General features: G+C 41.8%; 21 protein-coding genes and 1 pseudogene. 6 read left to right on the top strand and 16 right to left on the bottom strand.

Translation table 11 applies throughout. The features are described 5' to 3' along the window. From RMZ95_RS18145 to RMZ95_RS18120, 6 genes are all read right to left on the bottom strand, one after another. The coding region (locus RMZ95_RS18145; protein WP_409882959.1) for a filamentous hemagglutinin N-terminal domain-containing protein at positions 1–1,955 on the bottom strand (1,955 nt) is incomplete at its 3' end. A 162-nt stretch (positions 1,956–2,117) separates the two neighbouring features. Further along, positions 2,118–3,500, bottom strand: coding sequence for an HlyD family secretion protein (locus RMZ95_RS18140; protein WP_322685056.1), 1,383 nt, complete (start codon positions 3,498–3,500; stop codon positions 2,118–2,120). 160 nt (positions 3,501–3,660) lie between these two features. Then, positions 3,661–5,031 (bottom strand): polysaccharide lyase family 7 protein, encoded by a 1,371-nt coding sequence (locus tag RMZ95_RS18135; RefSeq protein ID WP_409882957.1) that lies wholly within the window; start codon positions 5,029–5,031, stop codon positions 3,661–3,663. A gap of 88 nt (positions 5,032–5,119) precedes the next feature. Beyond that, positions 5,120–7,339 (bottom strand): peptidase domain-containing ABC transporter, encoded by a 2,220-nt coding sequence (locus RMZ95_RS18130; RefSeq protein ID WP_322685054.1) that lies wholly within the window; start codon positions 7,337–7,339, stop codon positions 5,120–5,122. 305 nt (positions 7,340–7,644) lie between these two features. Beyond that, positions 7,645–8,049, bottom strand: a complete 405-nt coding sequence (locus tag RMZ95_RS18125) for a beta/gamma crystallin-related protein (protein WP_322685053.1) — start codon at positions 8,047–8,049, stop codon at positions 7,645–7,647. Positions 8,050–8,646: 597 nt separating this feature from the next. Then, the gene (locus tag RMZ95_RS18120) at positions 8,647–8,979 is read right to left on the bottom strand and encodes a hypothetical protein (RefSeq protein WP_322685052.1); all 333 of its coding nucleotides are present in this window, start codon (positions 8,977–8,979) and stop codon (positions 8,647–8,649) included. A 454-nt stretch (positions 8,980–9,433) separates the two neighbouring features. Here RMZ95_RS18120 and RMZ95_RS18115 point away from each other — a divergent pair. Next, positions 9,434–9,613: pseudogene (locus RMZ95_RS18115) on the top strand (helix-turn-helix domain-containing protein); the annotation flags it as partial. A gap of 61 nt (positions 9,614–9,674) precedes the next feature. Here the strand turns inward: RMZ95_RS18115 and RMZ95_RS18110 are convergent. The 8 genes from RMZ95_RS18110 to RMZ95_RS18075 all read right to left on the bottom strand — a co-directional run bounded on the left by RMZ95_RS18110 (position 9,675) and on the right by RMZ95_RS18075 (position 14,913). Next, on the bottom strand, positions 9,675–9,839 hold the full coding sequence (locus RMZ95_RS18110; RefSeq protein ID WP_322670184.1) for a transposase: 165 nt from the start codon (positions 9,837–9,839) through the stop codon (positions 9,675–9,677). Next, positions 9,826–10,581, bottom strand: coding sequence for a peptidylprolyl isomerase (locus tag RMZ95_RS18105; RefSeq protein WP_322685051.1), 756 nt, complete (start codon positions 10,579–10,581; stop codon positions 9,826–9,828). Before RMZ95_RS18105 ends, RMZ95_RS18110 begins: the two co-directional genes overlap by 14 nt. Before the next feature lie 46 nt (positions 10,582–10,627). Beyond that, on the bottom strand, positions 10,628–11,644 hold the full coding sequence (locus tag RMZ95_RS18100; RefSeq protein WP_322685050.1) for an aldo/keto reductase: 1,017 nt from the start codon (positions 11,642–11,644) through the stop codon (positions 10,628–10,630). Continuing rightward, the gene (locus tag RMZ95_RS18095) at positions 11,641–12,765 is read right to left on the bottom strand and encodes a T3SS effector HopA1 family protein (protein WP_322685049.1); all 1,125 of its coding nucleotides are present in this window, start codon (positions 12,763–12,765) and stop codon (positions 11,641–11,643) included. The genes RMZ95_RS18100 and RMZ95_RS18095 overlap by 4 nt, the downstream gene beginning before the upstream one ends. Positions 12,766–12,808: 43 nt before the next feature. Further along, on the bottom strand, positions 12,809–13,957 hold the full coding sequence (locus RMZ95_RS18090; RefSeq protein ID WP_322685048.1) for an aminoglycoside phosphotransferase family protein: 1,149 nt from the start codon (positions 13,955–13,957) through the stop codon (positions 12,809–12,811). Between the two features lie 167 nt (positions 13,958–14,124). Next, positions 14,125–14,355 carry a hypothetical protein gene (locus RMZ95_RS18085; protein ID WP_322685047.1) on the bottom strand — a complete coding sequence of 77 codons (231 nt, stop codon included), beginning with the start codon at positions 14,353–14,355 and terminating at the stop codon, positions 14,125–14,127. 61 nt (positions 14,356–14,416) lie between these two features. Next, the gene (locus RMZ95_RS18080; RefSeq protein WP_322685046.1) at positions 14,417–14,665 is read right to left on the bottom strand and encodes a hypothetical protein; all 249 of its coding nucleotides are present in this window, start codon (positions 14,663–14,665) and stop codon (positions 14,417–14,419) included. A gap of 62 nt (positions 14,666–14,727) precedes the next feature. Beyond that, entirely contained in the window at positions 14,728–14,913 is a 186-nt protein-coding gene (locus RMZ95_RS18075) for a hypothetical protein (RefSeq protein WP_322685045.1), read from the bottom strand. 466 nt (positions 14,914–15,379) lie between these two features. Between RMZ95_RS18075 and RMZ95_RS18070 the strand changes: the two genes are divergently transcribed. The 5 genes from RMZ95_RS18070 (at position 15,380) to RMZ95_RS18050 (ending at position 21,744) form a co-directional block, all read left to right on the top strand. Then, complete coding sequence (locus RMZ95_RS18070) at positions 15,380–15,934, top strand: helix-turn-helix domain-containing protein (protein WP_322685058.1); 555 nt, start codon at positions 15,380–15,382, stop codon at positions 15,932–15,934. A gap of 26 nt (positions 15,935–15,960) precedes the next feature. Next, complete coding sequence (locus RMZ95_RS18065) at positions 15,961–19,002, top strand: peptidase domain-containing ABC transporter (protein WP_322685044.1); 3,042 nt, start codon at positions 15,961–15,963, stop codon at positions 19,000–19,002. Between the two features lie 60 nt (positions 19,003–19,062). Beyond that, positions 19,063–20,496: an HlyD family efflux transporter periplasmic adaptor subunit gene (locus tag RMZ95_RS18060; RefSeq protein ID WP_322685043.1), complete on the top strand. Its 1,434-nt coding sequence runs from the start codon at positions 19,063–19,065 to the stop codon at positions 20,494–20,496. 63 nt (positions 20,497–20,559) lie between these two features. Further along, positions 20,560–21,288, top strand: coding sequence for a peptidylprolyl isomerase (locus tag RMZ95_RS18055; protein WP_322685042.1), 729 nt, complete (start codon positions 20,560–20,562; stop codon positions 21,286–21,288). Between the two features lie 78 nt (positions 21,289–21,366). Further along, entirely contained in the window at positions 21,367–21,744 is a 378-nt protein-coding gene (locus RMZ95_RS18050) for a VOC family protein (RefSeq protein WP_099099723.1), read from the top strand. A 44-nt stretch (positions 21,745–21,788) separates the two neighbouring features. On the opposite strand, the gene RMZ95_RS18045 is transcribed toward RMZ95_RS18050, so the two are convergent. Further along, positions 21,789–22,142, bottom strand: a complete 354-nt coding sequence (locus tag RMZ95_RS18045; RefSeq protein ID WP_322685041.1) for a hypothetical protein — start codon at positions 22,140–22,142, stop codon at positions 21,789–21,791. After that, on the bottom strand, positions 22,135–24,759 hold the full coding sequence (gene ppsA, locus RMZ95_RS18040; RefSeq protein ID WP_322685040.1) for a phosphoenolpyruvate synthase: 2,625 nt from the start codon (positions 24,757–24,759) through the stop codon (positions 22,135–22,137). Before ppsA ends, RMZ95_RS18045 begins: the two co-directional genes overlap by 8 nt. Positions 24,760–24,772: the final 13 nt, after the last annotated feature.

The following is a 24,772-nucleotide window of genomic DNA, read 5'->3' as shown; positions in this document are numbered from 1 at the left end:
TCCCCAGCAATATCAACAGTACCTGTAACATTAACATTGACATTCCCCGCATCCCCCTGTCCTGCTGGCTGGGTATTAAATGCTCTACGAGTAACGGTTGCCAGTTGAGCGCCATCAATTAGTGATAGTTTTGCAGCATTAATGTCGATATTGCCACCCTTACCTACACCCCCTGCTTCTACTGTACTGAAGATGCCAGCATCTGCAAGGTCAACAGCATCAAGTGCCCGCACTGTGACATTCCCTGCATTTCCTTGTCCAAAGCTTGAGGCAATAAGTTGAGCGCCATCAATTAGTGACACTTTTGCAGCATTAATGTCGATATTACCTCCCTTACCTACACCTCCTGCTGACACTGTGCTGAAGATGTAAGTATTACTAGCGGCTGTAAAAGCATCAAGTGTCCGCACTGTCACATTCCCCGCATTCCCAAGTCCCGAAGTTGAGGCAGTAAGTACAGCGCGATCGCTTAACAAGAAGGAACCAGAATCGATAGTAATGTTACCTCCATTGCCAACTGTCCCCGTTTCCACACTGCTACCAATCGCACTAAAAAGACCATTTTTCTCCCCAGCAATATCAACAGTACCTGTAACATTGACATTGACATTCCCCGCATCCCCTCGTCCTGCTGGTTGGGTATTAAATGCAGCACGAGTAATGGTTACTAGTTGACTGCCATCAATTAGTGATAGTGTTGCAGCATTGATGTCGATATTACCTCCCTTACCTACGCCCCCTGCTTCCACTGTGCTGAGGATGCCAGCATCTGCAAGGTCAACAGCATTGAGTGCCCCCACTGTCACATTCCCTGCATTCCCTTGTCCAAAGGTTGAGACTTCAAGTTGAGCGCCATCGCGTAATGAGAAAGAACTAGAATCAATAGTAATGTTACCCCCATTACCAACTGTCCCTAAACGCACAAGATTCTGAACACTACTCCCGCCAGCAACTTTGATTTCTCCAGTAGCATTAAGCGTGATATCTCCTGCAACTGTTTCAGATGTCCCTAAACCTTGCCCAATACCACCGCTTAAAATACTTCCTCCTAAAATCTCTAGATTCTTGGAATTCACTGCAATATTACCGCCACCAGCACCTTCTACATATATCGCAGCTTGGTTAGTAAGGGATACCGAAGCTCGCGCAACATCCGCAGGAAATATCAAGCTGAGATTATTGCCGTCTACACCCAGCGTTACACTACCAGGTTCGCCCAATCCTCCTAACTCAACTCGTCCACCAAAAGCATTTAATCGTCCCCTATCCATGCTGACATTACCACCCATCAGCAGTAAACTTTTTCCATCTGGCACTCGTAAACCAAATGCATCAAAGCCTGCTGGATCTTTTCCTGCGGGTGCAACTGAATTATTTTGAATTGTTGCGTTTTGATTAATCTGATTAAATAGCAATGCTGAAGGATTAATAGTCAACAATGGTGAAGGGATATTTTTCTCAGTTGCGCTAAAAAATCCGACATTTCCAAATTGCAGTGCATTAGCTGTACTCGCAACAAAAGAACCACCAATATTTAATTGAGCATTCTGACCAAATACAATTCCATTGGGATTAATTAGAAACAGGTTAGCTGTACCATTAGCCCGAATCAACCCATCAATATTAGAAGCCGATCCACCCGTTACCCGACTGATAATATTTTGAATATCCGCAGCATTATTAAATATTGCAGTGCCGCCAGTGAGGACAGAAAATTCCCCAAAACTGTGGAATAAGTTGCTTCCAGCTTGGGTTCCCCCTTCAATGGTACTGATGTTATTTTGTGTTGTAACTCTCGAATTATTGGGTAGAGTGCTATCGGGGGTAATTTGGGCAAAAGCGCAATTAAAAGGGAAAGTGAATGTCTGCAATACACCTTCGCCGATCGCACTACCCATCACCAACCAACTTCCCAGTGCGAATTTCCAGCACCAATGCTGCCTACATCGCGTCATTTTAAACATTGCAACCCTTGAATAACTAGCAAGTACACTACACCCTCTTATAAGGATAGATAGAAAACCCACAGTAGGATTGCGAGAAATAATTACGAATAGTTACAATGCAATGCCTGCGGTGGTCACTGAGCTTGCCGAAGTGCGGGCTACGCCAATGCACTAAATGTCTGCAATCAACCTTGCCTTCCTCAAAAAGAATTGCATCACAGTCTCTTCTCTAGAAATAATATCGACTGTACCCTCCATTCCTAATTGGATAGCACATTGATGTTTTTCCCTACCTAGAGAAAGGCTTTCTGGCTCAATTGTTACCCCATAGAATGTACCAACGGCTGCCATCTTTTGGCTGGCAGATGTTGCGGTACTGGCATTAGCAGCATTCCCAACAGGTGCAATCGCATCCGGGGAAATCGTCTTAACCTTGCCTTTGAGAGTACCATAATCTGGATAAGGACAGGCAGAAACCCGCATTTGTACCGTTTGACCTTGTTTTAACTTATTTTTATCTTGAAGTGCGATCGCAGCCTTAACTTCCAAGGGAGCATCACTGGGGACAATTTGGGCAATTTCCTCTCCAGCAGGCACTGTTTGACCGGAGTTTCGCAGATTTAATTTAGAAATAATCCCGTCTGCTGTGGCAGTAATCACAGCCTGGTTGAGGTCGATATTTACTTGTTGGAGTTCGCGGGTGTCGCGTTCTAGCTGTTTTTGAATTTCAATTCGTTGCTGGATTAAAGCAAGGCGTTCTTTATTTAAAGTAGCAATGTTAGCTTGACCGGTAGCTTTTTCTTGAGCAATGCGTTGAGAAGCGATCGCTACTTGTGCATTACTAGGATTAAGAGCAGTTTGGACATTTTGCAATTTAGCTTTAGCTGCTTGGAGAGCTTGTTCTTGCTGGCGAACAGCTAGTTGTGCTTCCTCATATTGATCTTGAGACAAGGCTCCGGCTTTGGCTACAGTCTCATAGCGATTTCGCTTTGACTGGGCAGCTTTGAGACTAGCATCTGCGGCTTTGACATTTGCAGATGCTTCTTCTACATCAGTAGCAGTAGTAATAAGTTTATCTTGATAGTCCCGGCTACGACCGCTTAATTCAGCTTCAGCGCCAGCGATAACACGGTTGACACGCTCAGTTTCAGCTAAAACTTGGTTATTAATCGCATTAATCTGGGCATTAATTTGAAAAAGTTGTAAACGACTTTGCCCAATGCTACTTTGCAGTTGGCTCTTTTTAGTTTCTAGCTTCGAGTTGTCAATAGTAGCAATCACATCGCCTTTTTTGACAACTTGATTCTCTGCAACAAAGACACGCATTACCTGACCTTCCGTAGCAGCTTGAACGAGCCGTAACTCACCAGCAGGACGAACAACAGCCTGTCCTTTAACAGTCACTTTATATTTGGTAATAGAGGCAAGTGGAACGCCTAATCCCACAGCACAGACAAGAACTAGTCCGCCCCAAGTAGTCCAACGACCAAGTGGCGGGAGAAACTCGTTGTCTTGAATTGGGGGCAAGTAGTCTGAGTTGGAATAGCTAACCATGATGATTGAACTTACGTATTGACAAATTAGACAGACAATGTAATTAAATTCAAAATTCAAAATTCAAAATTAAGAAAGCCAGACAGGATAATACCAATTCAAAATTCAAAATTTAAAATTAAGAAAGCCAGACATCACAAAAGCTGAAAGCTTCTGCGGATTAGCGTAGGGTAATTTTGCGTACTTCTATTTCGGCGTAAGCGTAAGGGTCAGTCTCGTATTTATTAGCAGATAAGTTTTTGTTCGCACACACAGTGTTGGTGTTGCCATAAATATCAGTTTTTGAACAAGCTTGAATATATATGCCTGCCTTGAAGTAACAGGAACCGATAATACCCGTCAGCTTTACTGTACCAGTACTATTGGTTACACCTGAACGTAGGTTTTTATAGGTGACGTTAACATTGCCACCGGATGTAACAGCAATGTCGATAGTCATTGGATCGCCGATTTTATAGGTACTGTCGAGAAGCTTGGTAGTAGTGTCGTTGTTGAAGCGGGCTTCAAGCTTGCCGATGTCCGTCGAGCCGTTGGCAAAGGAAGGGCCGAAGTACTTCACCATCATCAGGTCGTTTTTTGAGTCATGGATCTGCGCGATGGTGGCTTCCGGCTTTTTCGTGGTGGTGTGTAACAGGGTCTGTTCCAGGTACATGCCACGATCGGTATTCTTACAGTTCCAAGCAGCGGATTCCGTTCCATCACCCTGCATTTCACGCAGTTCAGAACGGGCGTAAGCAGTATTTGTGCTTGTACGTGCGCCGCCAGCGATCGCTTTCAAAAGCACACCATTCTTCGCAGCATTCAGACGAAAATATTCTGAATTACTGTATGTCTTGAGTTGCGGCTGCTTAATTTCCGTTGCCTTGTTTGAGTTGGGCGGGGAATTCAAGCTGATTGGCAGGGTGATCTTCCACTTGCTTAGATCAAGCACATCGGCCGGGTTTTGAGCGTTACCACTGCTTTCACCAGTTGAGGAATTTGAAGTACCACTGCTTTCACCAGTTGAGGAATTTGAAGTACCACTGCTCTCACCAGTTGAGGGATTGGAAGTACCACTGCTCGTACAGCCATTGGTCGAACCCAGGGAATTAATCTTCAATTCGTCGATACGCAATCTAGAATCGTTATCACCCACGATCTCGATCGCGTTGGCGGCTTGGTCGTCGACGTTTTGCTTGTTTTCATTGCCCTTGCCAGAGGTTTTACTGACCACAGTAGTCCAAGTTGCACCATTGTCCTTGGAAAGCTTTACGCTGTAGGTATACTTGTTCGTGCCGTACCAGTTAAGCACCAGATCGTCTACGCGCTGGCAGCTATTGAATCTCGCAATTATGGAAGCACCACGGGCGGCAGCCTCCCAGTGGGTATTCTTATTTTTGTCAATAGCGTTGTCCGCAACAAACGAACCACTAGTAGATGTGGCAGTAGCATCGCTGAACGATACAACAGCAGACAACGCGACAGAAGCACTACCGATGATTGCAGCCGAGACAGCGATCGTAAAATACAGCTTTGAAAATTTTGTATTCATTCTTTAACCTCTGTTGAATGTTGAACAATGAGTTGTTATTTAGATGCATGGATGATATTTTTTGTCAATGCGTAAGTCATAGATGATTTTATTTGCTGATTGCGCTGAATTTGCCGTTAGAGTGATTGGAAGATTTAGCTACTAAACCATTTGTAAATAGATCAACACCGTCTAAGAAGTCTAAGTGTTCACCAGGTTGATGGCGCAGAGCCTCTGGAGTGCCTTGGATTTTCAAACGCCCTTCTTCCATCTGTACAATCCAATCAGCGCGCCCAATCACTTTGGGGCGATGGCTAATCATAATTGTGGTTTTGCCCAGCCGATGGGATAGCAGTTTATCTAACAGTTTGGCTTCACTCACTGGGTCGAGAGCGCCAGTGGATTCATCTAAAATTAATATGGGTGGGTCAGTAACTATAGCTCTAGCGATCGCTAATCTCTGTCGTTGTCCACCAGAAAGATTCGCGCCAAATTCGCCTAAAACAGTTTGATACTTATCGGGTAGTTTACTAATAAACTCATCTGCACCAGCAATCTCGCAAGCTTGGACAATTTGTTCAAAGGCGATTTGAGGATAGCTGAAGCGGAAATTTTCAAGAATTGAGCGACTCCAGAAGTGAGGTTCTTGAGGTACTAGCACTACCTGTTGCCGCAGACATTCCATTGAGAGGTCTTGCTGATTATAGATGCCATAGCGGATATTGCCAGATTGGAGGAAATATAAACCAGCAAGCAGTTTGGCGAGGGTGCTTTTACCACACCCAGATTTACCAATTAGGGCAACCACTTGACCGCCAGGGATAATCAGCGAAAAATCTTGCAGCAAGTCAACTCTACCTGCATGGTGGAAATTAAGGTTGGTGCAAGTAATATCTATATTGCCCTTAAGTTCTGCCCAAGGCTTTTTCTCGTCCTTTTGGTCTTCTGGGGTAGCATCAATCACCTCCGTCAGGCGTTGGATGACAATCTGGGCGGTGATAAACTCATCAACTAAGCCGATGACTGAACTCAAAAAGCCGAGAAAGTTGCCACTCATACCAGTAAATGCTAGCAACTGACCAATGCTCAAAGTACGATTAATCACCAAGTATGAACCTAACCACAGTAAGGCAATATTAGTAAAAGTAGAAATAATATTAGTAATTGTGCCACTGTAAAGCCCCAGCTTCATCGTACTCCAGCCCAAGTTAGCAAGCCGACCATAATTTGCCTGATACTCTTGCCAAGCTTGGGGAGTGGCTTGGGTCGTCTTTAGCACCTGGACACCGCGAAAAGTTTCAACGAGAAAGCCTTGGTTTTCTGTACCCAACACGATCGCATTCCGGGTTTTCTGGCGCAAAGCTGGGAGAAAAAGCAGGTTAACAAGGGTGACAATCATAAAGGCAGCCAGGGAAGCCAAAGTCAGCCCCCAACTGTAAAACAGCATGAAACCCAAGGAAACCAAGGCGATAAAAAATTGGCTGGGTAAACCGAGGACAATTTGAGAAACTAGCTCGTTGATGTGATTCACATCGGCAATGCGGCTAACTACTTCCCCACTGCGTCGTCCTTCAAAGTACGAGAGGGGCAAACGCAACAGTTGTCGTCCATATTCTAGAATCAGTCCTAATTGCAGTCGTTGACCAAAATGACCAATTAGGTGAGATTGTACCAAACCGATCGCACTGCTAAATAGACTCATAGCGATCGCCCCAATCGCCACGACGGTTAGCAACTGGGTATCTCCCCGCACAAGTACGTCATCGGTGAGCAATTGCATCATCAAAGGAGAGACAAGGGAGAGCAGACCGATGACGATGTTAATTGCGATCGCTTGAATGAGAATAGCGCGATAGGGCAAAACCCGCATCAGATAACGCCCAAAGCCCCCAATTTTATCATCTGATTGCTGATAAAAGCGGCTGTCGTCTGGCGTTAGCAGCAGCATGATGCCATTGCCCCACCCTTCGAGCAACTCCTCGCGGGTGAGATAGCGGATGCCTACACCAGGATCAGCGATTACGTATTTTCTCCCCTTTTGCCCATATAAAACGACCCAGTGGTAGCCTTTCCAGTGAATGATCGCGGGTAGAGGGGCTTTATGCAATTGGTCGAGCAGTTGCTCTGAGGCTTTGACTTGACGAGTATTAAATCCTAGAGTTTCTGCACCCCGCCTCAAACCCAGCAGACTGGTTCCCCGCGATCCTGTACCAACTACTTCCCGCATTCGACTAATGGCAAAGGTGCGTCCGTAGTGTTTGGCAATAGTAGCAAGGCAGGCAGCACCACAGTCTTCTTCACTGTGTTGAAGTACAGTTTGGTATTTCATAACTTAAGAACTTACGCAGAGGAGAAAGTAGATCGGGGCTATCACCCCGACTAGAGCTAGTTTTAAAAATATTTAGAGGTGCTTGACTCAACTCAAAAATGAGAAAGTAGGTCAACCTAATTAAATTCCTTGGTGCAAAAGTTAAGCAAGACTAGCGGTAAAAACCTGAAACCATCTTGCTAATAGGTTGTTAGCGATCAGCAAAAGTCAGTCAACTAAGATATTCAACTGCTTGAGAGCATCTGCTCCCAAGCAGCTTTACTGTCTAGAAACCAATCTCTAGATCAGTTACAGTCAAACTAGAGCTAATCTACCCGTATAATCCCAGTCAATGAGTTGTCTGCAAGACCAAATGCTTTGGCATTAGCATACCTTCCTGGCTTCAGCGTCTTGGATTTACCCTTATAGCCACTGTCTTGGTATATCTTCCATGTTCCTCTTACTACTATAATGGACGAAGTCCTGTTATTCCAACCGCTACCGACGAGCGCGTTGTCGAGGTTAGAATCACCACCATACAGTTCTGCATTGATTCCCAATTTTCCTCCTTTTAATCCAAAATTTTTCTCGTCATATAAAAACACATCTGGGTTACTCCCATTGGTATAAAATCTAGCTCCACCACTACAGGTAGCAGCAACCTCATCATCAAGTTCTATAACGGTAAGAGTTGCATCAAGTTGTTTGAAGTATTCTTTGGTGTTTAACATTGTAGTTTTCCTTCATTCCAGATTGATATTGATGTAAAATTAGTGACATCTTGTCTAACTCCATTTAAATCTTATGAGATTAAATCAACAAAAATAAGTGGAAAAAACTTATTTTTTAGGCATAAATCAATGACTTATGTTTTCATGTTTTAACCCCGAAGATTTCAAATTGAGGTGCTTTGTCATTTTCAATTAAAATGCACTTCGCTATTGAGATACAGGTGAATCATTCAATTGAAAAATGACAAAAAATAGGGGCGAAATATGCCTCCTCCCACGAACTCATAGCAGAGTATTCGCTAGAGTTTAAGTTGACAAGACAGCACTTACGGCAGCTATGAGGTACATCCTCAAATCTGAAAGCTTTGAGAGGAGAGGGCAAGGAGAAAAACTGTATTGCATAATAGCCGTAAGCGCTGTAATGGGCATATTTAGCCCCTAAAAACTATCATAAGATTATCTGCTTCAGTTAGGATATGCTCATACTTCAGAGCTAGTCTGTACGAAGATTGGAAACTAACAATTCAGTAACTTCTAACTCTCCGTCCGGGATATTTAGTAACTGAAGCCGAATTTTTGGAAGCGTTAGCTCAACCATTAGAAACGCTTAAGGGATGAGATCCTGTTATTTAAACTGCGAAAGTTAAACAGTCCTGTTCTGCTAATTGTTTCAGATTCACCTAGACCAAAAAATCCATCAGAAAATTTCCATCGACCTGCGTTGATTCTAACGGAGCTAATCCTGTTGTTACCTGCACCTAACACTGATTTTCCGAAGTTGAACTCACCTAACACACTTCCCTTACCATTGAATCCGTCGTAGGCTATCAAATCAAAACCACCTTGAATGGTAGCAGCAGCTTCATTGCCAAGTTCCTTAACAGCAAGAGTTACATCAAGCTGATTGAAGTTTTCTTTGGTGTTTAACATTGTTGTTTTCATTTTCTAGATTGATGTTGATGTGGAATTAGTGATGTCTTCTCTAATTCCACATCAACATCTTCTGATATTAAATCTATAAAATCAATAGGTTCTAGCTGATTTTATACACATAACTCAAGGAATTATGTTCTCATTATTTAAATTTTAAAAATTCAAAACAAAAGGTATTTTTATCTTGCAAATTAAAGTGTTTTGACGCTTTGAGATACTCCAAGTCACCCACCTTGATACTAAAGCTATATCTTTGATTTCATCGTCACTTTTTTTTCGCTGCTTTTGGCCACGCCTGAAAAGCCTAACTTCTGACCATTCACATGATAATTATGAACTTTTGTAACTATTTGCAGAATTCATAGACTTTTGATTCCGATAAGTAAGCAGAGGTTCGCAAAGAAGCTAAACGAACTTCCAATGAGTGCAAGTTCTACCAGGGGGAATCGTTATGGAAAATTCAGGTCTTTGTTTAACACCCTTTCAGCGCAGATACCTACTGAAAAGCTTAGAAACCGACTTACGTGCAGAATACCGCCGTCGCATTGAAATTATGCTGCTTTTCGATACAGGGAAATCTCAGGCTCAAATCTGTGAAGCTTTGGGATGTTCTCAAGAGACTGCACGCTACTGGATTACGATCGCACAAACAGGACAAGCCCAAAAATGGAGCGATCGCTTGATGGAACGACCTAAAACTGAGCAATACGTCGCTCGCCTGAAAGAATTGGTAAATCATAATCCGCGCCTTGTTGACTATTCATCCGCGCGTGAATTTTTTGCCAAGTCCCGTTCTTGCGCCACTGTCGATAGTAATGATAGACACTCTTCCAGTTGGGAAAGTTATTTGGAAGCAGAGATAGTATTTGCTTGTAGCCAATTTTGATAGAGAGATTCTAATACTTGCTCTCGACTTTCACTGAATTCAACAGGGAACCACTTCTCAATTCTGAGAATGTGATAACCCAGTTTTGTATTTATTGGCCCAATCACCTCGCCTTCTTTTGCTTGAGAAATAGCTTGTACAATCTCTGGTATTAATTCTGAAAGAAAGCGAATACCAACAAACCCACCATTTTGTTTAGACTGTTTACCTTTGGAATACTCTAGTGCTAAAGCACAAAAGGACTCATTTGATTCTTTAATTGCATAAATTATTTTCTTAGCCTCTGTTAAATCGCTGACTAAAATCTGAGATAAGGCTACACGTTGATAATCGTTACGATTACTCAGATAATGACCATCAACAGCATCTCCAAACAGATATTCTTTTAACTTTTTCGTAAGTAATTCTAATCTAGTACCTTTAGACCAATCATCTACAGTAATTCGTTGTTGTTGCAGCCAAGCCAAGGTTTCAGAAACTCCTAGTAATTTATGTTCGAGCCGAAATGCATCTCCGGCTGTTTGCAATTCTTCATCAGTAACAGTTAAGCCAAACTGTTGACAGATATTTAAAATAAATGCATTTCGTTCAGCTAAAACTGCATATTCAGCTATTTTGTGAGAATAACGCAGGTAAGCAATTATATCTTCATCTGTTGCTTGGGCAATTTCTGGCACGGACACTAATTCTATGTTTTCTAAAGTTTTTGTCATTGTTTTGTTCTCTTGTAAAAGTTGATTTGGATAAAATTATTGCTGTTTAGCTGCGATAAATCAGTTTTTCAGAGGGAATTTCGGAAGTTGTTAGTTGATTGCGATGTAATTCGCCGTAAAGATTCATGTATTCAACTTCAGCACTTGTTAGCTTACCTTGCTCAACGCCAGCGATCGCTGCATCAATTTCTTCGCGTTTAGTCAAACCTGTTAAACAAACATCAACACAGTTTTGCGTTAACGAATATCGGTATAAATCAGGAACAGTAGGCCGCCAGCATTTTTCAGGTAAACTAACCGGAGCATCCCAAAGTGCGCCTGAGTGAGAACCTGTAGATTTGAAGGTGACGATACCTGATCGAGATGGATCTTGCGCTTTCAATTGATTAAATATTTGACTCTGAGCAGACCGATGTGCAACATTGTGTCTGACCATCACCACATCTAATAGGTCGTTATGCAAGCATTGTTGCGCCAAATCAATATCATGAAACGAAGCACCAATATAGCGGACGGCTCCCATTTTCTTGAGTCTTTCGGAAGCGCCAAACATTCTTTCAATGGTGCGCTGATAGACGCTATTGCTGCCTCTTAAATCAGGAGAAAGCTGCAAGCAATTCTGTAAAACTGACCGATCGTTAGAACCAATCCAGCCCCAGAACAACACATCAATATAATCAATATTTAACTCTACGAATTGGTCTAATAGAGCGGCTAGCGCCATTTCTGGACTTTTGATATAAGTCACGGTTGCCAGCACCACTTTCTCTCGCACTGAAGAGCCACGTCCACAAAGCTGACGCAATGCTCCAGACATCGGACTGTAAAGATAGTGGTGCAAATCGCTAGAGTAGAAAAAGTAGTTAATTCCTCTGTCAAAAGCGTAAAGGGTATCTTCGCTAGAGATGCTACCGCCACCACCTAGACCGAGACAACTGACTGTTAAATCAGTCCGCCCTAGTTTGCGGTAAAACGGTAAATCGGACTCTGGAAAATTATTTGTTACATGATTAACTTCGCTGACTGAGGCTACTTTAGGCAATGCAAGATCGGTTAGTTTCATTGGTCTAAAGGGGTATAGATGTCAAGAGAGTTGGCATTTAGGTAAGAATGCTGCCAATCAATCCCTAGAAGAGAGAAGTGCTGATGGATAGCTGCCATCCGACTTTGGGGCGATTCATCACCTGTAGCCCGTGCTTCTAGCAAGCCATTGGCAACAATTTGGCAACGGTTCATCCCAAAACTCTCTACAGCAGCAAATTTGCAATCTGGTTCTTCTGCTAGTGCAAGTCCAGGGGCAAGTAACTTTGTGAACAAGGGTACTTCGGTGCGGAAATGCGTAGGCGAAGCCCGCCGTAGGCATCGCTTTTCTGGATAAACATTTTTTAGCACTTGCCGGATCGCTTCATAATTACTTTTCTCAAAGTAGAGAACCCCACTGTCATAGCGTCCGTAATCAGAAGGGTTGTATAGAACTTTAAAGGTGAAGGGAATTTTGATTTGATTCAGTTGCCGTGTCAGGCTTTCCATAACAGCGATCGCACCTTCGGGTGTCAAGTTAAAGTAAACTCTAACTGTCTGAGGATAAGTGTCTGGCCCGGCATCGCTAACAGCCATGTAAAATCCGTTTTGAACTAAATTACGAGGCATACGGATAGCGACTATATTGCCTACAGATGCGGATTGCTCAGTAAGTTGTAAATGGCGATCGCGCTCAATATGCAAAGTCAATCCGCCTTTGGTAACAGCGAGACTCCCATCACTTTCTTGGCGCAGTACAGACCAACCTGGGTCGAAATAGCCTTCGCCAGTGTTGCTTTTATGTAGGCGATCGTAAAACTCTAGGTCTACTCCTAGAAAAGTATTATTCTCTAAATTCTGATGTAGTGCTAGGTTATCTGAACTTGCATCTGCTGCCAGGGCAGCTTGCATCGAGCCGTTGTAATAGATACCGTAGAGAAAACTTTGCAGTTGTAGACTCAAATACTTATTTTGAAGCTCCAATGGTATTCGTTGAAAACGAGTTACTACCTCAGCAGGAATTTCAAAAGGTTTGTAAGCTGGGTGGGTAATACAAAAATTTGACTGGATCTGAACATTGTTGGCAATATCTTCAAGAGAATCCAGTACTTGATCTGGCGCAGAAGTTAGCAGTTGACTTTGAAGAGAATCTAGTAATTGCATAATGGTTTAGGTGCAACTAAAAATACTTAAACGGGAGAACGGTTTAGGTGAGTTCAGATTCTGCCACTCCAAAAACAGTTGGGATTGATTGTTCAGGGCGACACAATAAAGTTTTAGCAACCTGAAGCATACAGATACCTGCATTGCCAAAGGATTTTTGGTATTGAAGCATTGCCTGAATTTGTTGAATTAAGGCAAGACCAGAAAATTGCACGACTCGTTTCAAAAAATCAGGGCGATGCTCTAGAATTTCTGGAAAATTAGCCAAATAAGTTTTAGTCAAGGCTGCAATTGAAGGTTGAAGCTGTTCGAGCGGTGTCATAGCTAATCGCAGAGATTCTTCGACATCAATAGATTTACTCACAACTAAGCTATTGAGCCAGAGTTGTAAATAACTAGCGATGAGCATTCCTAAGTCAAATGCAGGATCTCCCCAAGCGCCTCGCTCCCAGTCAATGAGTCGAATGACACTGTTAGTTGATTGTTCCAGAACTTCTTCCCAATTGCTATGTAAGAGGATATTGTTCAGCTTGAGGTCATTATGCGTTAGGCAGGAAGGCACTAATTCAGTGGCAAGTTGTGCGATCGCTTTTCCGAGGCTGTCGTAGCGCTGATAGAGAGCAAAGAATTTCAGTGCGTCTGCGGGAACCTGACCAAAAACTTCAGGACTAATCCGTTCTAGCCCAAGATTAAAGTTAAAAGCTTGTTTACTAGATACATCCTCAGATTGCTGAGAAAAAAATTCTTGATATTTTTGAGAGTTAAATGTATCACGATGGATTGTAGCTAAAGTTGCGCCGATTGAAGTTGCGATCGCAGTCGGGAAAACATTCTCCTTTGTGTAAAAATCAACTAGATCGCAATAATCGTTGAGGTAGTTAAAAACAATAACAGAATGCTCCGCATCAAAATGTAAAACTTCTGAAAGCATTAAGCAGATGTGACTGAGTTTAGGAGTTTGTTGAAATAATTGATGAATTCGCCATTCACTCAAAAATTCACCCGCAGTTTTCCCTTCTCCATTGTGACGCTCCTGTTTGACGAGGAGTTGGCGACCATCTTGCAAGCTCAGTAATAAGTTAAAGTTTTTGGCAACTTTAAGTTCGACTTGACTTTCTTGCTCTTCTTGAGTAAAGATATTCTGTGCTAATAAATAGTTAAAAACGTTTTTTGAGCTTAATAAAAATGTCATATGCATCCATCCAAATCAAGGTTAGCAAAAGAAACATTCAAACAAACATAATTAAAAAAGGATTACCATCTAATATGAAATATGTTTTTTGATTATTCAAATGTAAGTTTGAAATAGAAATGATGAAAAGTGGGCAGTGCCCACCCTTTCATTTTAGTTTTCTCAGTCTATAACCAGGCTATTATTCCCTTATTCTTATCATGAATTTCCCTAGCAGCCTTAGATGCCTCATAGCCGGCAGAAAATGCCAGACTGATACTCACTACAGCCGCCACAGGAGTGAATCCACCATAAGTCAAATTCAACTCATCATCGTTGATTTCATTAAGATAGCTTTCTTCATCTGAAATCAGAGCAAATCCTGATAGATTCAGATCGTTAACTAAAATGTTTGTCATGATAGATTTCTCCAAGTAATACGTTGCTTCATTAACTCAGTTGCTAGTTGACTTTAGTTAATCATTTGCCGGCAGTGATCCAGCCAGAAACAGCACCACTTACGGCAGCGATCCCTGCACCTACAGAAACCGCACATTTAGCTGAGGAAATTCGAGCGGCAGCAGTAGCAGCAGACCACACAAGCGCTGGTGTTAAACCACCGTAGATACTGTCAAATTCATTGTCACCTAGATCATTCATGTAGCCTTCAGAATCAGAAAATAGATCGGAACCAGTGGGACGCAAATCGTAAATATTGATAGTAGCCATTGTTTTTCCTCTTAAATAAAATTGCTTGAAATGGAATTAGCAGTAAACTGCTTTGTTACAGGTTAGTAAGCTTCTCCTGCACCAAAATATAAGGTTGCAAGAACGATGGTTCCCACAACAATCAAACCCACTAAACCACCCTTAATAGCGCCAATATCGCTATCAAGTAAATCATCCATATAGCCTTCAGAATCAGAAAATAGATTGGAGCCAGTAGGACGCAAATCAGAAATGTTGATAGTAGCCATTGAATTTTTCCTCTTAGATGAAGTTGTTTTTAATTGGATTAGCTGTGTATCGCCTAATCACATTTCAATCATCAGAGATTCAATTGATGATTGCAAGACTTAAAAACTTATTGTTTATGCATAATTAAATGAGTTATGTTTTAATTATTCAAATATTTAATATTCAAAAATAAAACTACTTTTCTCTGAAAAACTACAGTGCAGTAGCGCGTTACTACTCCGAATCATCTAATTTGAAACTGAAGCTATGTTTTTTGTTGTAGATGGTGCTGTTTTTAGTTTGTCACACCACCAAAGCCTGAAAAGCCACACTTGTGACCGTTCATCTGATTCTTGTAAAGCTTTGTAACGAGCTGTGGAATTCCCAGAGTTTTGATTCAGAGAAGTAACAGAAGGTTCTCAAGGATGATCCAGATTAATTTCTATTTGGGCATTGCAAGTTACACCAGGAGGAATTGCTGTGAATATGCAAGGTCAATACTTAACAGCGTTTCAGCGCAAGCTTCTGTTGAAAAGCCTAGAAGCAGATTTACGTCCAGAATACCGCCGTCGTATTGAAATCATATTATTGGCAGATGCAGGCCAATCTCAGACTCAAATCTGTGAAGCGTTAGGATGCTCTCAGGAGACGGCACGGCACTGGATTACGATCGCCCAAACAGGTCAAGCTCATCATTGGAGCGATCGCGCAATGGGTCGTCCCAAAGCTGTGAATGAGCAATATCTGGCTCGTTTGCAAGAACTAGCAAGCCATAGTCCGCGTGAGTATGGCTATTCATTTGAGCGGTGGACAGGCCAATGGTTAAGCAAGCATCTGGCAAAAGAACTGGGAATTAAGGTTAGTCCTTGCCACATTAACCGTTTGCTCAAAGAGATGGGACTTTCAACTCGACAGACACGCAAAACTGCCGAGAAAGAAACTAATAACACAAAAAATCCTCGGATTACTATAAACAACCTGCTACCAAATGCAGAGCCTGATTTTCGGTGGTCATTGAATTTCGCTACAACAAGTAACTAATTCTGCCATTAAACTCCCAACAAATCATGGTTCAGAACAAAACAGAATTTTCCACTCAACAGCTTGCCCAAACTCTGGGTCAGACTCTTTCAGAACAGGAATTTTCAGACTGCATCAAACAAATTGAAATTCTTCAGCCTAGTGCAGGCAAACTGTTCTGGCAAACAGCAGATGCAAACGTAGGTATTTATCTAATTTTGGCAGGTAAAGTCAGATTGCTCGATCGCACCGATAATTTAATCGCTTCTGTAGGTGCGGGAACATCATTTGCTCAACTAACGCTATTTCCAGAGGAGGAATTTCAACCTTACACTGCTAGGGCTTCGGTAAATCTCAAAGTTTGCTATATTTCAGGAAATTGTTTGCGATCGCTCATCCGCAAGTATCCCTCTATTGGGCAGCATCTTCACCGTCAAGCTGTACTGTGGGATTTACTGCTGTTATGTCGCCAAAATGCGGCGCTGAATAATGCTGCTTACGAAGGTGTAGTGCAAATACAACCATTGCTAGAGCAGCACAATCTCCAAATTAACAAACTTCCATCTTCTTTACTCAAAGACCAACAACTTTGGATACTGCGTCGCGGCGAACTACTGCACACATCAGGACTCAAACTCACTGCTGGCAATATTTACACCTTATCTCAGTTACCTAAAGAACGTGATTGGCAAGTAACTCAACCAACGCAACTATACAGCCTCAGCCGTTCGCATTGGGAAACAGCACAGCAATATGTGCCACAACTGGCTGAACTTGATGCTAACCCATCAGCCAATAACCACCCAGTAACAGCGTCTGAGCCTGTTATATTTCCTCAATTTACTGTTGAGCCAAAAAACCAGTTCCAGAAAAAAATTAATAAAGCCTATTTCCCTAGCCCAACTGTAAAAATCGGTCATTTATGGCAACGCATTACTCGACGCTATCCTTTTTTTGAACAACAAAGTGCATCTGATTGCGGTGCGGCTTGCTTAGTGATGGTTGGTCTTTACTGGGGTAAGCGTTTTAGTGTCAATCGGCTGCGAGACATTGCCAACGTCGATCGGGATGGATCATCGCTGCGAGGTTTAGCAGCAGCAGCAGAAAGCATCGGGTTTTCGACTCGACCTGTAAAAGCCAGCCTTGATAAACTTGCCCAGCAAAGTTTGCCTGCGATTGTGCATTGGGAAGGCAAACATTATATTGTCGTCTACGAAGTCAGAGGCGATCGCGTTATCGTTGGAGATCCTGCTATTGGTCAGCGTACCCTCACTTATGCAGAATTTAAAGCAGGTTGGACTGGCTATACTTTATTACTCCAACCCACAGCCTTACTCAAAGAGACAAAAGAAGCTAGTACTGCTTTCTGGCAGTTTTTTGAATTAACTAAACCTCACTGGCTGGTGTTGTTGGAAGTATTTATTGCTTCCATCCTCATTCAAATTTTTGGCCTGATTACACCCCTATTTACGCAATTATTGTTAGACCGAGTAGTTGTGCAACGCAGTGACCTAACATTAACGGCTGTAGGCATCGGCTTGGTAATCTTTAGCCTTTTTAGAGTTGCCATAACTGGACTGCGGCAATACCTTCTAGACCACACAGCTAACCGAGTGGATCTAGCCTTGATTGTGGGTTTTATTAGTCATACCTTCCGTTTACCTCTGAACTATTTCGAGTCCCGTTACGTTGGCGATATTATTTCCCGCGTGCAGGAAAATCGCAAAATTCAACGTTTTTTAACTGGTGAAGCCCTATCTATCTTCCTCGATTTACTAACAGTATTTGTCTATGTAGGATTGATGTTTTGGTATAGTTGGAAGATGGCATTAATGACCTTAGTAATTGTGCCACCATTCGTATTATTGGCGCTGATTGCTACACCTTTCTTACAGCGTGTTTCCCGCGAGATTTTTGGCGCACATAATGAAGAAACTGGGTATTTGATCCAGTCTCTCACTGGTATCCGCACGATTAAGTCTATGGCTGTTGAGCAAACAGTCCGCTGGCATTGGGAAGAACTTTTTGGTAAATCAGTGAAAAAAACTTTTTCTGGGCAGGTAATTGGCAACACACTGCAAATATTTAGCTCCGGTATTGAAGCTGTAGTCACCACAGTTTTACTGTGGTTTGGGGCATGGCAAGTGATTCAGAATGAACTCACAATTGGGCAACTGATTGCTTTTAATATGTTGCTGGGTAATGTTATTAATCCCTTCCAAAGGCTGATTTTGCTATGGAATGAATTGCAAGAGGTGCTAATTGCCGTTGAACGCATCAATGATGTGATTGATGCTGAACCAGAAGAAGATTTACAACACCAGTCTCATCAATCTTTACCGCCAATTCGCGGTTATATTTGCTTTGACAAAGTTACTTTTCGTTATCATCCAGAAAGTGATAGAAACACCTTAGAAAACATCAGTTTTGAGGTGCAACCAGGGCAAACGATCGCACTTGTAGGGCGCAGTGGTTCGGGAAAAACGACCATTTCCAAGTTGGTATTGGGGCTGTATCCTCCCACAGAAGGGAAAATTTTGATTGACGGCTATGATATTACTAGTTTGTCATTGCGATCGCTCCGTTCTCAAATTGGTGTCGTTGACCAAGATACTTTTCTCTTTGGTGGTACGATTCGGGAAAATATTAGTTTAGGTTATCCCGAAGCAACTTTAGAAGAGATCATAGAAGCAGCGCAACAAGCGGGAGCGCATGAATTTATTAAAGAATTACCGATGGGCTATGAAACACAAATCGGTGAGGGAGGAGGAACCCTGTCTGGTGGACAAAGACAACGGCTAGCGATCGCTCGCGCCCTTGTCGGAAATCCCCAACTGCTGATTTTAGATGAAGCCACCAGCAGTCTTGACGCTGAATCTGAACGTATCATCCAGACTAACCTCAACAAAATTCTTCAAGATAGAACAACGCTGGTGATTGCTCATCGCCTTTCAACAGTACGCAATGCTGACAAAATTTTGGTGCTAGATAGAGGTCTTTTGGTTGAATGTGGAACTCACGATCAATTAATGGCTAAACGCGGTCACTACTTTTACCTGAATCAACAGCAACTTACCATAGCAGTTTGAACTAAAAGCCTCTTCATTTTTCGTTCTTTAGCTTTGCTAGAAACCAGAAAAATCCAATATTTGAAATCCAAAACTGTATTACCAATTATGCCAAATGAATTTACTACCCAAGAGCAGTTCAGTCAGAACGGTCACTACCCTAATAATCAACTAGACTTGAAAGAATCCAAAAAAACACTATCATCACAAGAGCGAAAATCCTATGCACCTTTGGGTGAAGACTGGTCTTCTTTAACAAAAGAACTGATTGATACCTTACCACGGATTTGGACACGCGGCTTGTTGTATTGGCTGGTAGTATTTGCTGCGATCGTCTTACCTTGGGCAATGCTATCCAAAGTAGACGAAACAGGTAGCGCCAGAGGACGACTTGAACCCCAAGGGAGAACTGTGAGATTAGATGCACCTGTTACCGGAAAAGTTACAGCCATCAAGGTAAAAGAAGGTCAAACTGTACTTTCCGGGCAAACTTTACTGGAATTAGAATCAGAATTAACTCGTACTGAACTGCAACAAACTCAGGCAAAACTTGAGGGTCAACAAAATCGAGTTAATCAGCTTCAGCTATTAAAAAATCAACTGGAAATGTCTTTACGTACTCAGCAATTGCAAAATCAAGCTCAAGAATCTGAGCAACTTGCTCAACTTGACCAAATACATCAAAAATTTAATTCTAGTAAACAAGTATATGCCCTTGAAGTTGGTCGCCTTAAGCTAGCTAAAAATGAGGTACAACGTTATCAATATCTTTTGCAAAAGGGCGCTATTTCCAAAAGTAAATTAGAAGAAATAGAAGGTGCAATGTTTGAGCGTCAAAGACTGCTAGAACAAGCTCAATCAGATATTCAACAGGCCAACACCGAGATTGCTAAACAGCAAAGTACTAATCAACGTATTAGACGCACAGGTGAACTTACAGTTTTGGATAGTCACAAACAACTCAAAGAACTCCAAGCTCAAGTTGTAGATTTACAATCAGAAATTTCTCAAACTAAAAAGCAAATTCATTCTTTACAATTCCAATTACAACAGCAAACACTCCGCGCTCCGATTGCTGGCACAATTTTCCAGTTGTCTATCAATAATGCCGGGACAGTAGTACAACCAGGGCAGATGGTTACTCAGATTGCACCTAATGGAGTACCTCTGATATTCAGAGCGCAGATGCCTAGTCAAGAAAGTGGCTTTCTGCGTGTAGGAATGCCAGTTAAACTTAAATTTGATGCTTATCCTTTCCAAGATTATGGAGTGATAGAAGGCAAACTCCACTGGATTTCACCAGACTCCAAAGTTGTGGAAACTGCTCAAGGTAACATAGAAAATTTTGAATTAGAAATTGCAGTGCCGCAGACTTATATTCAAAGTGGAAACAAACGTATTGCTTTAACGCCTGGTCAAACAGCAACTGCTGAGGTAATTGTTCGGCAGCGCCGTATTGTTGATTTTGTGTTAGACCCGTTTAAAAAGTTGCAAAAAGGTGGTTTGAAACTCTAAAAATCAAGAACTATCAAAAAGTTTATCTTTTCTATTTCATTTCGAGCGCTAAGAAGTTTTACTATGTTAGAAGTGGCAACTGTTTCTCTCGAAGAAATTATCAACCAAGTCAAGATTTCATGTCAAATTCCTTCTGTGATTGAAGGTATTCTTACTCGCAAGATTATTTCACATACGGCACAAGAAGTTAATATTAAAGTTGAGCCAGAAGAACTACAGCAAGCGGCAGATAACTTGCGTTTGATGAACAATTTGACTGGTGCTGATGCTACTTGGTCATGGCTACAGAGACACAGTTTATCTCTAGACGAGTTTGAAGAATTAGTTTATTACACAGTAATTTCCTCAAAATTAGCTCAATATCTGTTTGTAGATAAAGTTGAATCTTTTTTTGTAGAACATCAGATTGATTATGCCCAGATAGTTATGTATGAAGTCGTTTTAGATGATTTTGATTTGGCTATGGAACTGTTTTACGCATTGGGTGAAGGTGAGATAAGTTTTCATGAAATTGCTCATCAATATATTCAAGATACAGAACTACGCAGAAAAGGAGGATATCGAGGGATATTAAGCCGTGCAGATTTGAAACCAGAAATTTCTGCTGCTGTCTTTGCGGCAACTCCACCGCAAGTTGTCAAACCAATATTGACATCCATTGGGGCACATCTAATTTTGGTTGAGGAAATTATTGAGCCACAATTGGACGAGATGTTGCGCTTAAAAATTCTCTCAAACTTGTTTTCTGAATGGCTAAAGCGTAAAATTTTGGATCTAAATTTTACCCTATAATTGGTAAGCTTGCAGTATTTTATCCTAAAAAGCTTATAATAGCTGTATTACAAAAGTTCTGGATTAGCACAGTAGAATATGACATTGAAAAACACTTTTGGTGAATATAGTTTTGTCACCAAACTAGACGTTACTAATCTCGAAGCTAGTGCCGAGTGGTACAAGTCCAAGCTTGGGTTAGTTCCTGAAGAAAAATATGACACACCTAGCTGGAGACAGTTTAGTTTTCCTGATATTCCACGCTTTGCAATCGGATTGAACTTGAGTAACTCAGTTGAACCAGGTAATACTGTCAGTACCTTTGTTGTCAATGATATAGTTACTGCTCGTCAAAGCCTGACTGAAAAAGGAGTCTCAGTTGGGCCAATTACAGATGTTGGTCATGGAGTGCAATTATCCACTTTCAAGGATATTGACGGAAATTTGTTAGGGCTTAGGCAAAATCCGCAGTCTTAACCTGGATTTACACCTAAATCGGGGAATTAGGCAGGGATATGATTTCATTTGCAATTTAACCTAACTGTCTTAGTGGGGATCAGCCTAAAAAAGCTTGTAAAACGAATCTTGACCCAAGATTTCCCACCAACTCCCCACTTATGACTCCAATAGTCCACATCAGCAGAACTTTTGGCAGTAAGAGAAAAAATCGATTGGCTACGCTTTGCTTTAAGAGCGATCGCTTCGCTACTTTCTCCATCCCCAGATTTCCTTTTTCTCCTACTTGCCAATTCATCAGTTGTCAAGGTGAGCAGTCCGTTGCGGAGGTTCCCTTTGTTGTAGGAACTGCGAACCCGGAGGGCTGAGAATCTTGCGGATAATCCTTCAACCCCTTGCGGGGTATAGTTTTTAGCCAACGAATCCCACTTCTACATAGCCTTCCGTTCCATTAACCCGAATTCTCTGTCCGTCTTCGATCAGCTTGGTAGCATTTTCTACTCCAACAACTGCACTTATACCATATTCACGTGCGATAACTGCTCCATGTGTCATCAGTCCACCAACTTCGGTGACTAGGCCTTTTATGGATACAAACAATGGTGTCCAGCTAGGGTCAGTAAAGGAGGTGACTAATATATCTCCATCTTCTAGCTCGGCATCTTCCATGTTTAAGATGACACGCGCTCGTCCCTCTATAACTCCGGAGGAAACAGGTAGACCTACAATAGCTTCGGCAGGGAGATTTTCTCGTTTGTATCGACCTGCAATGATTTCACCATCAGACGTGATAACACGGGGGGGAGTTAGTTTTTCATATAATTTGTACTCATCTTTTCGTTTGCCGATAATCTGGTAATCAAGTTTATTTGTGCGTACAACTGAGCGAAGTTCTTCAAAAGTGAGATAGTATATATCTTCTTTTTCATGAATAACGCCCGCTTGTATGAGTTGTTCGGCTTCTTTGAGTAAAGCTTTCTTATAAACGAAGTAGCGATTAATCATGCCGTATTTTGGATATTCACGATAACCGATGAAATTCCGAATTAGACCGATCGTTCGTTTTGTCTCTTCGGCCTTTTGTTCGCCATCCGGTAATTGCTTCAATCGATCTAATAACTCTTGTTCTTTTTTCAAAGCTGACTGTCGTCCTTGCTCAAATTTCCGCTTGCTAGCATTAGGCTCAAAGTTTTTGATGTTACTGAGAATCATGGGGATAAGTGTAGTTGGTTTTTCACTCCAACGAGTTTTAGTAATATCGATTTCTCCGGCACATCGCATTCCGTATTTGTTGAGATAAGCATAGATAGCGTCTTGGGTTTCCTTTCCCCCATTAAACTTAACCAGTTCATCCAAAAAGCTATCATCTTTTATATGTTGTAAATAATCAATTACTTCAGGATAAGGACGAATTACATCTGCGACATCCAATAGTTCCAGACCCATAGATGAAGTAATATTGTTGGGTACAGATTGAGAAAGCGTGTCTGCTACGTTTTTTTCATCTAACCACTCCTGCATTTTTTCATTGATCCATGATGAAGCATTCATAGCAGTCATAATCACACCAAAACTTTGTGGATCGGATAAACTCTTCTTTAATTTCTGGGTGTCTTCTTGAATAAAATCAATTAGATCCAATCCTGATTTCGTTTGGATGTGATGTTTTAAATCGTCTATCGATACTTGATTACTCTTAATTAAATCAGAAACGATTGTCGGATCGTATTCGTTTAGTGTTTGAAAATCCGCAGACGATGGAGATTTATTGCTTTTACCGGGACTTAGTTCTTTTTGATCGTCTGGTAACGATTCAATGAAATCTCCTCGCTCTATGATAGTCATCAGTGCGTCTTTTATGAGCGGTTCGGATTTTCCCAACACATCTACTACAATTTTTCTTCTAACAGGTGAAGCCAGATCGGGTGTGATATCAACAAACAACCTTCCACCAGCTTTATACATGGGTCGAGCAGCTATTAATTGAAATAAAGACAATCCCAATGGTTTAATGGGGTCGGTCATCATTTGTTGATGACCAACAGATACATAAACGTGATTTTTGCGATCGCTCGCTTCCGGGATCGGATATAAAGTCGTGATGGGGCGACTTTGGACAATATAAAATGTATCATCAACCAAACACCATTCGATGTCCTGGGGGCGGCCGAAATGTTCTTCAATCTTCCTACCGATGCGCTCAAGCTGCAAAATCTGCTCATCCGTCAGCGCTTGCCTATTCTGTCTGTGTTGTTCAATTTCCTGTAATTTCGTACCGCCATCTTTTAAGGCATAAATAGCCAGTTTCTTGGTGGATATCTTCTTATCAATAACCTGACCGTTACAAACTTTATAGATATCAGCATTCACAAGACCTCTGACCAAAGCTTCACCAAGTCCGAAGCTGGCATCAATGGATAACACCTTCCGATTAGAAGTGACGGGATCGGCAGTAAACAAAATTCCTGCCACCTGCGGTAATACCATCTTCTGAACAACCACAGACAGGTGGACTTTACGGTGGTCGAAGCCGTTTTGGAGGCGGTAAATTACTGCTCTCTCGGTAAATAGCGATGCCCAGCACTTGCTGATATGCTGATAGATTGCCTCCTTTGAGACAATGTTCAAATACGTATCCTGCTGGCCTGCAAAAGAGGCTGTCGGTAAATCCTCAGCAGTTGCGCTGGATCGTACTGCATAGGCATTTTTTTCATCAAACCTGGAGAGGAGGCGGGCGATCTCTTCATTAATATCTTGAGGAATGGTTATACCTTCAATGAAAGAGCGAATCTCACCGCTAAGTTCACCAATTTTATGCCGGTCTTCCATCAATAGATGCGATAACTGTTCGAGTAATTCATTAATCGATGGCATTTCCCCAATGATTCTTTTAAAAGCTTCAGTAGAAATACAAAAGCCATCTGGTACGTGGATTCCCTCAATCCTGGATAGTTCCCCCAGGTTAGCACCTTTGCCCCCAACAACCTTGAGTTTTGTTTTATCAATATCTTGAAAACAAAGCACAAACGAACTCATCAGTTTCTTTCCT

This window comes from Nostoc sp. DedQUE07 (genome assembly GCF_034530975.2).
In the GTDB taxonomy this organism is placed as follows: domain Bacteria; phylum Cyanobacteriota; class Cyanobacteriia; order Cyanobacteriales; family Nostocaceae; genus Nostoc.
This window is presented reverse-complemented; position numbering and strand designations above follow the sequence as displayed.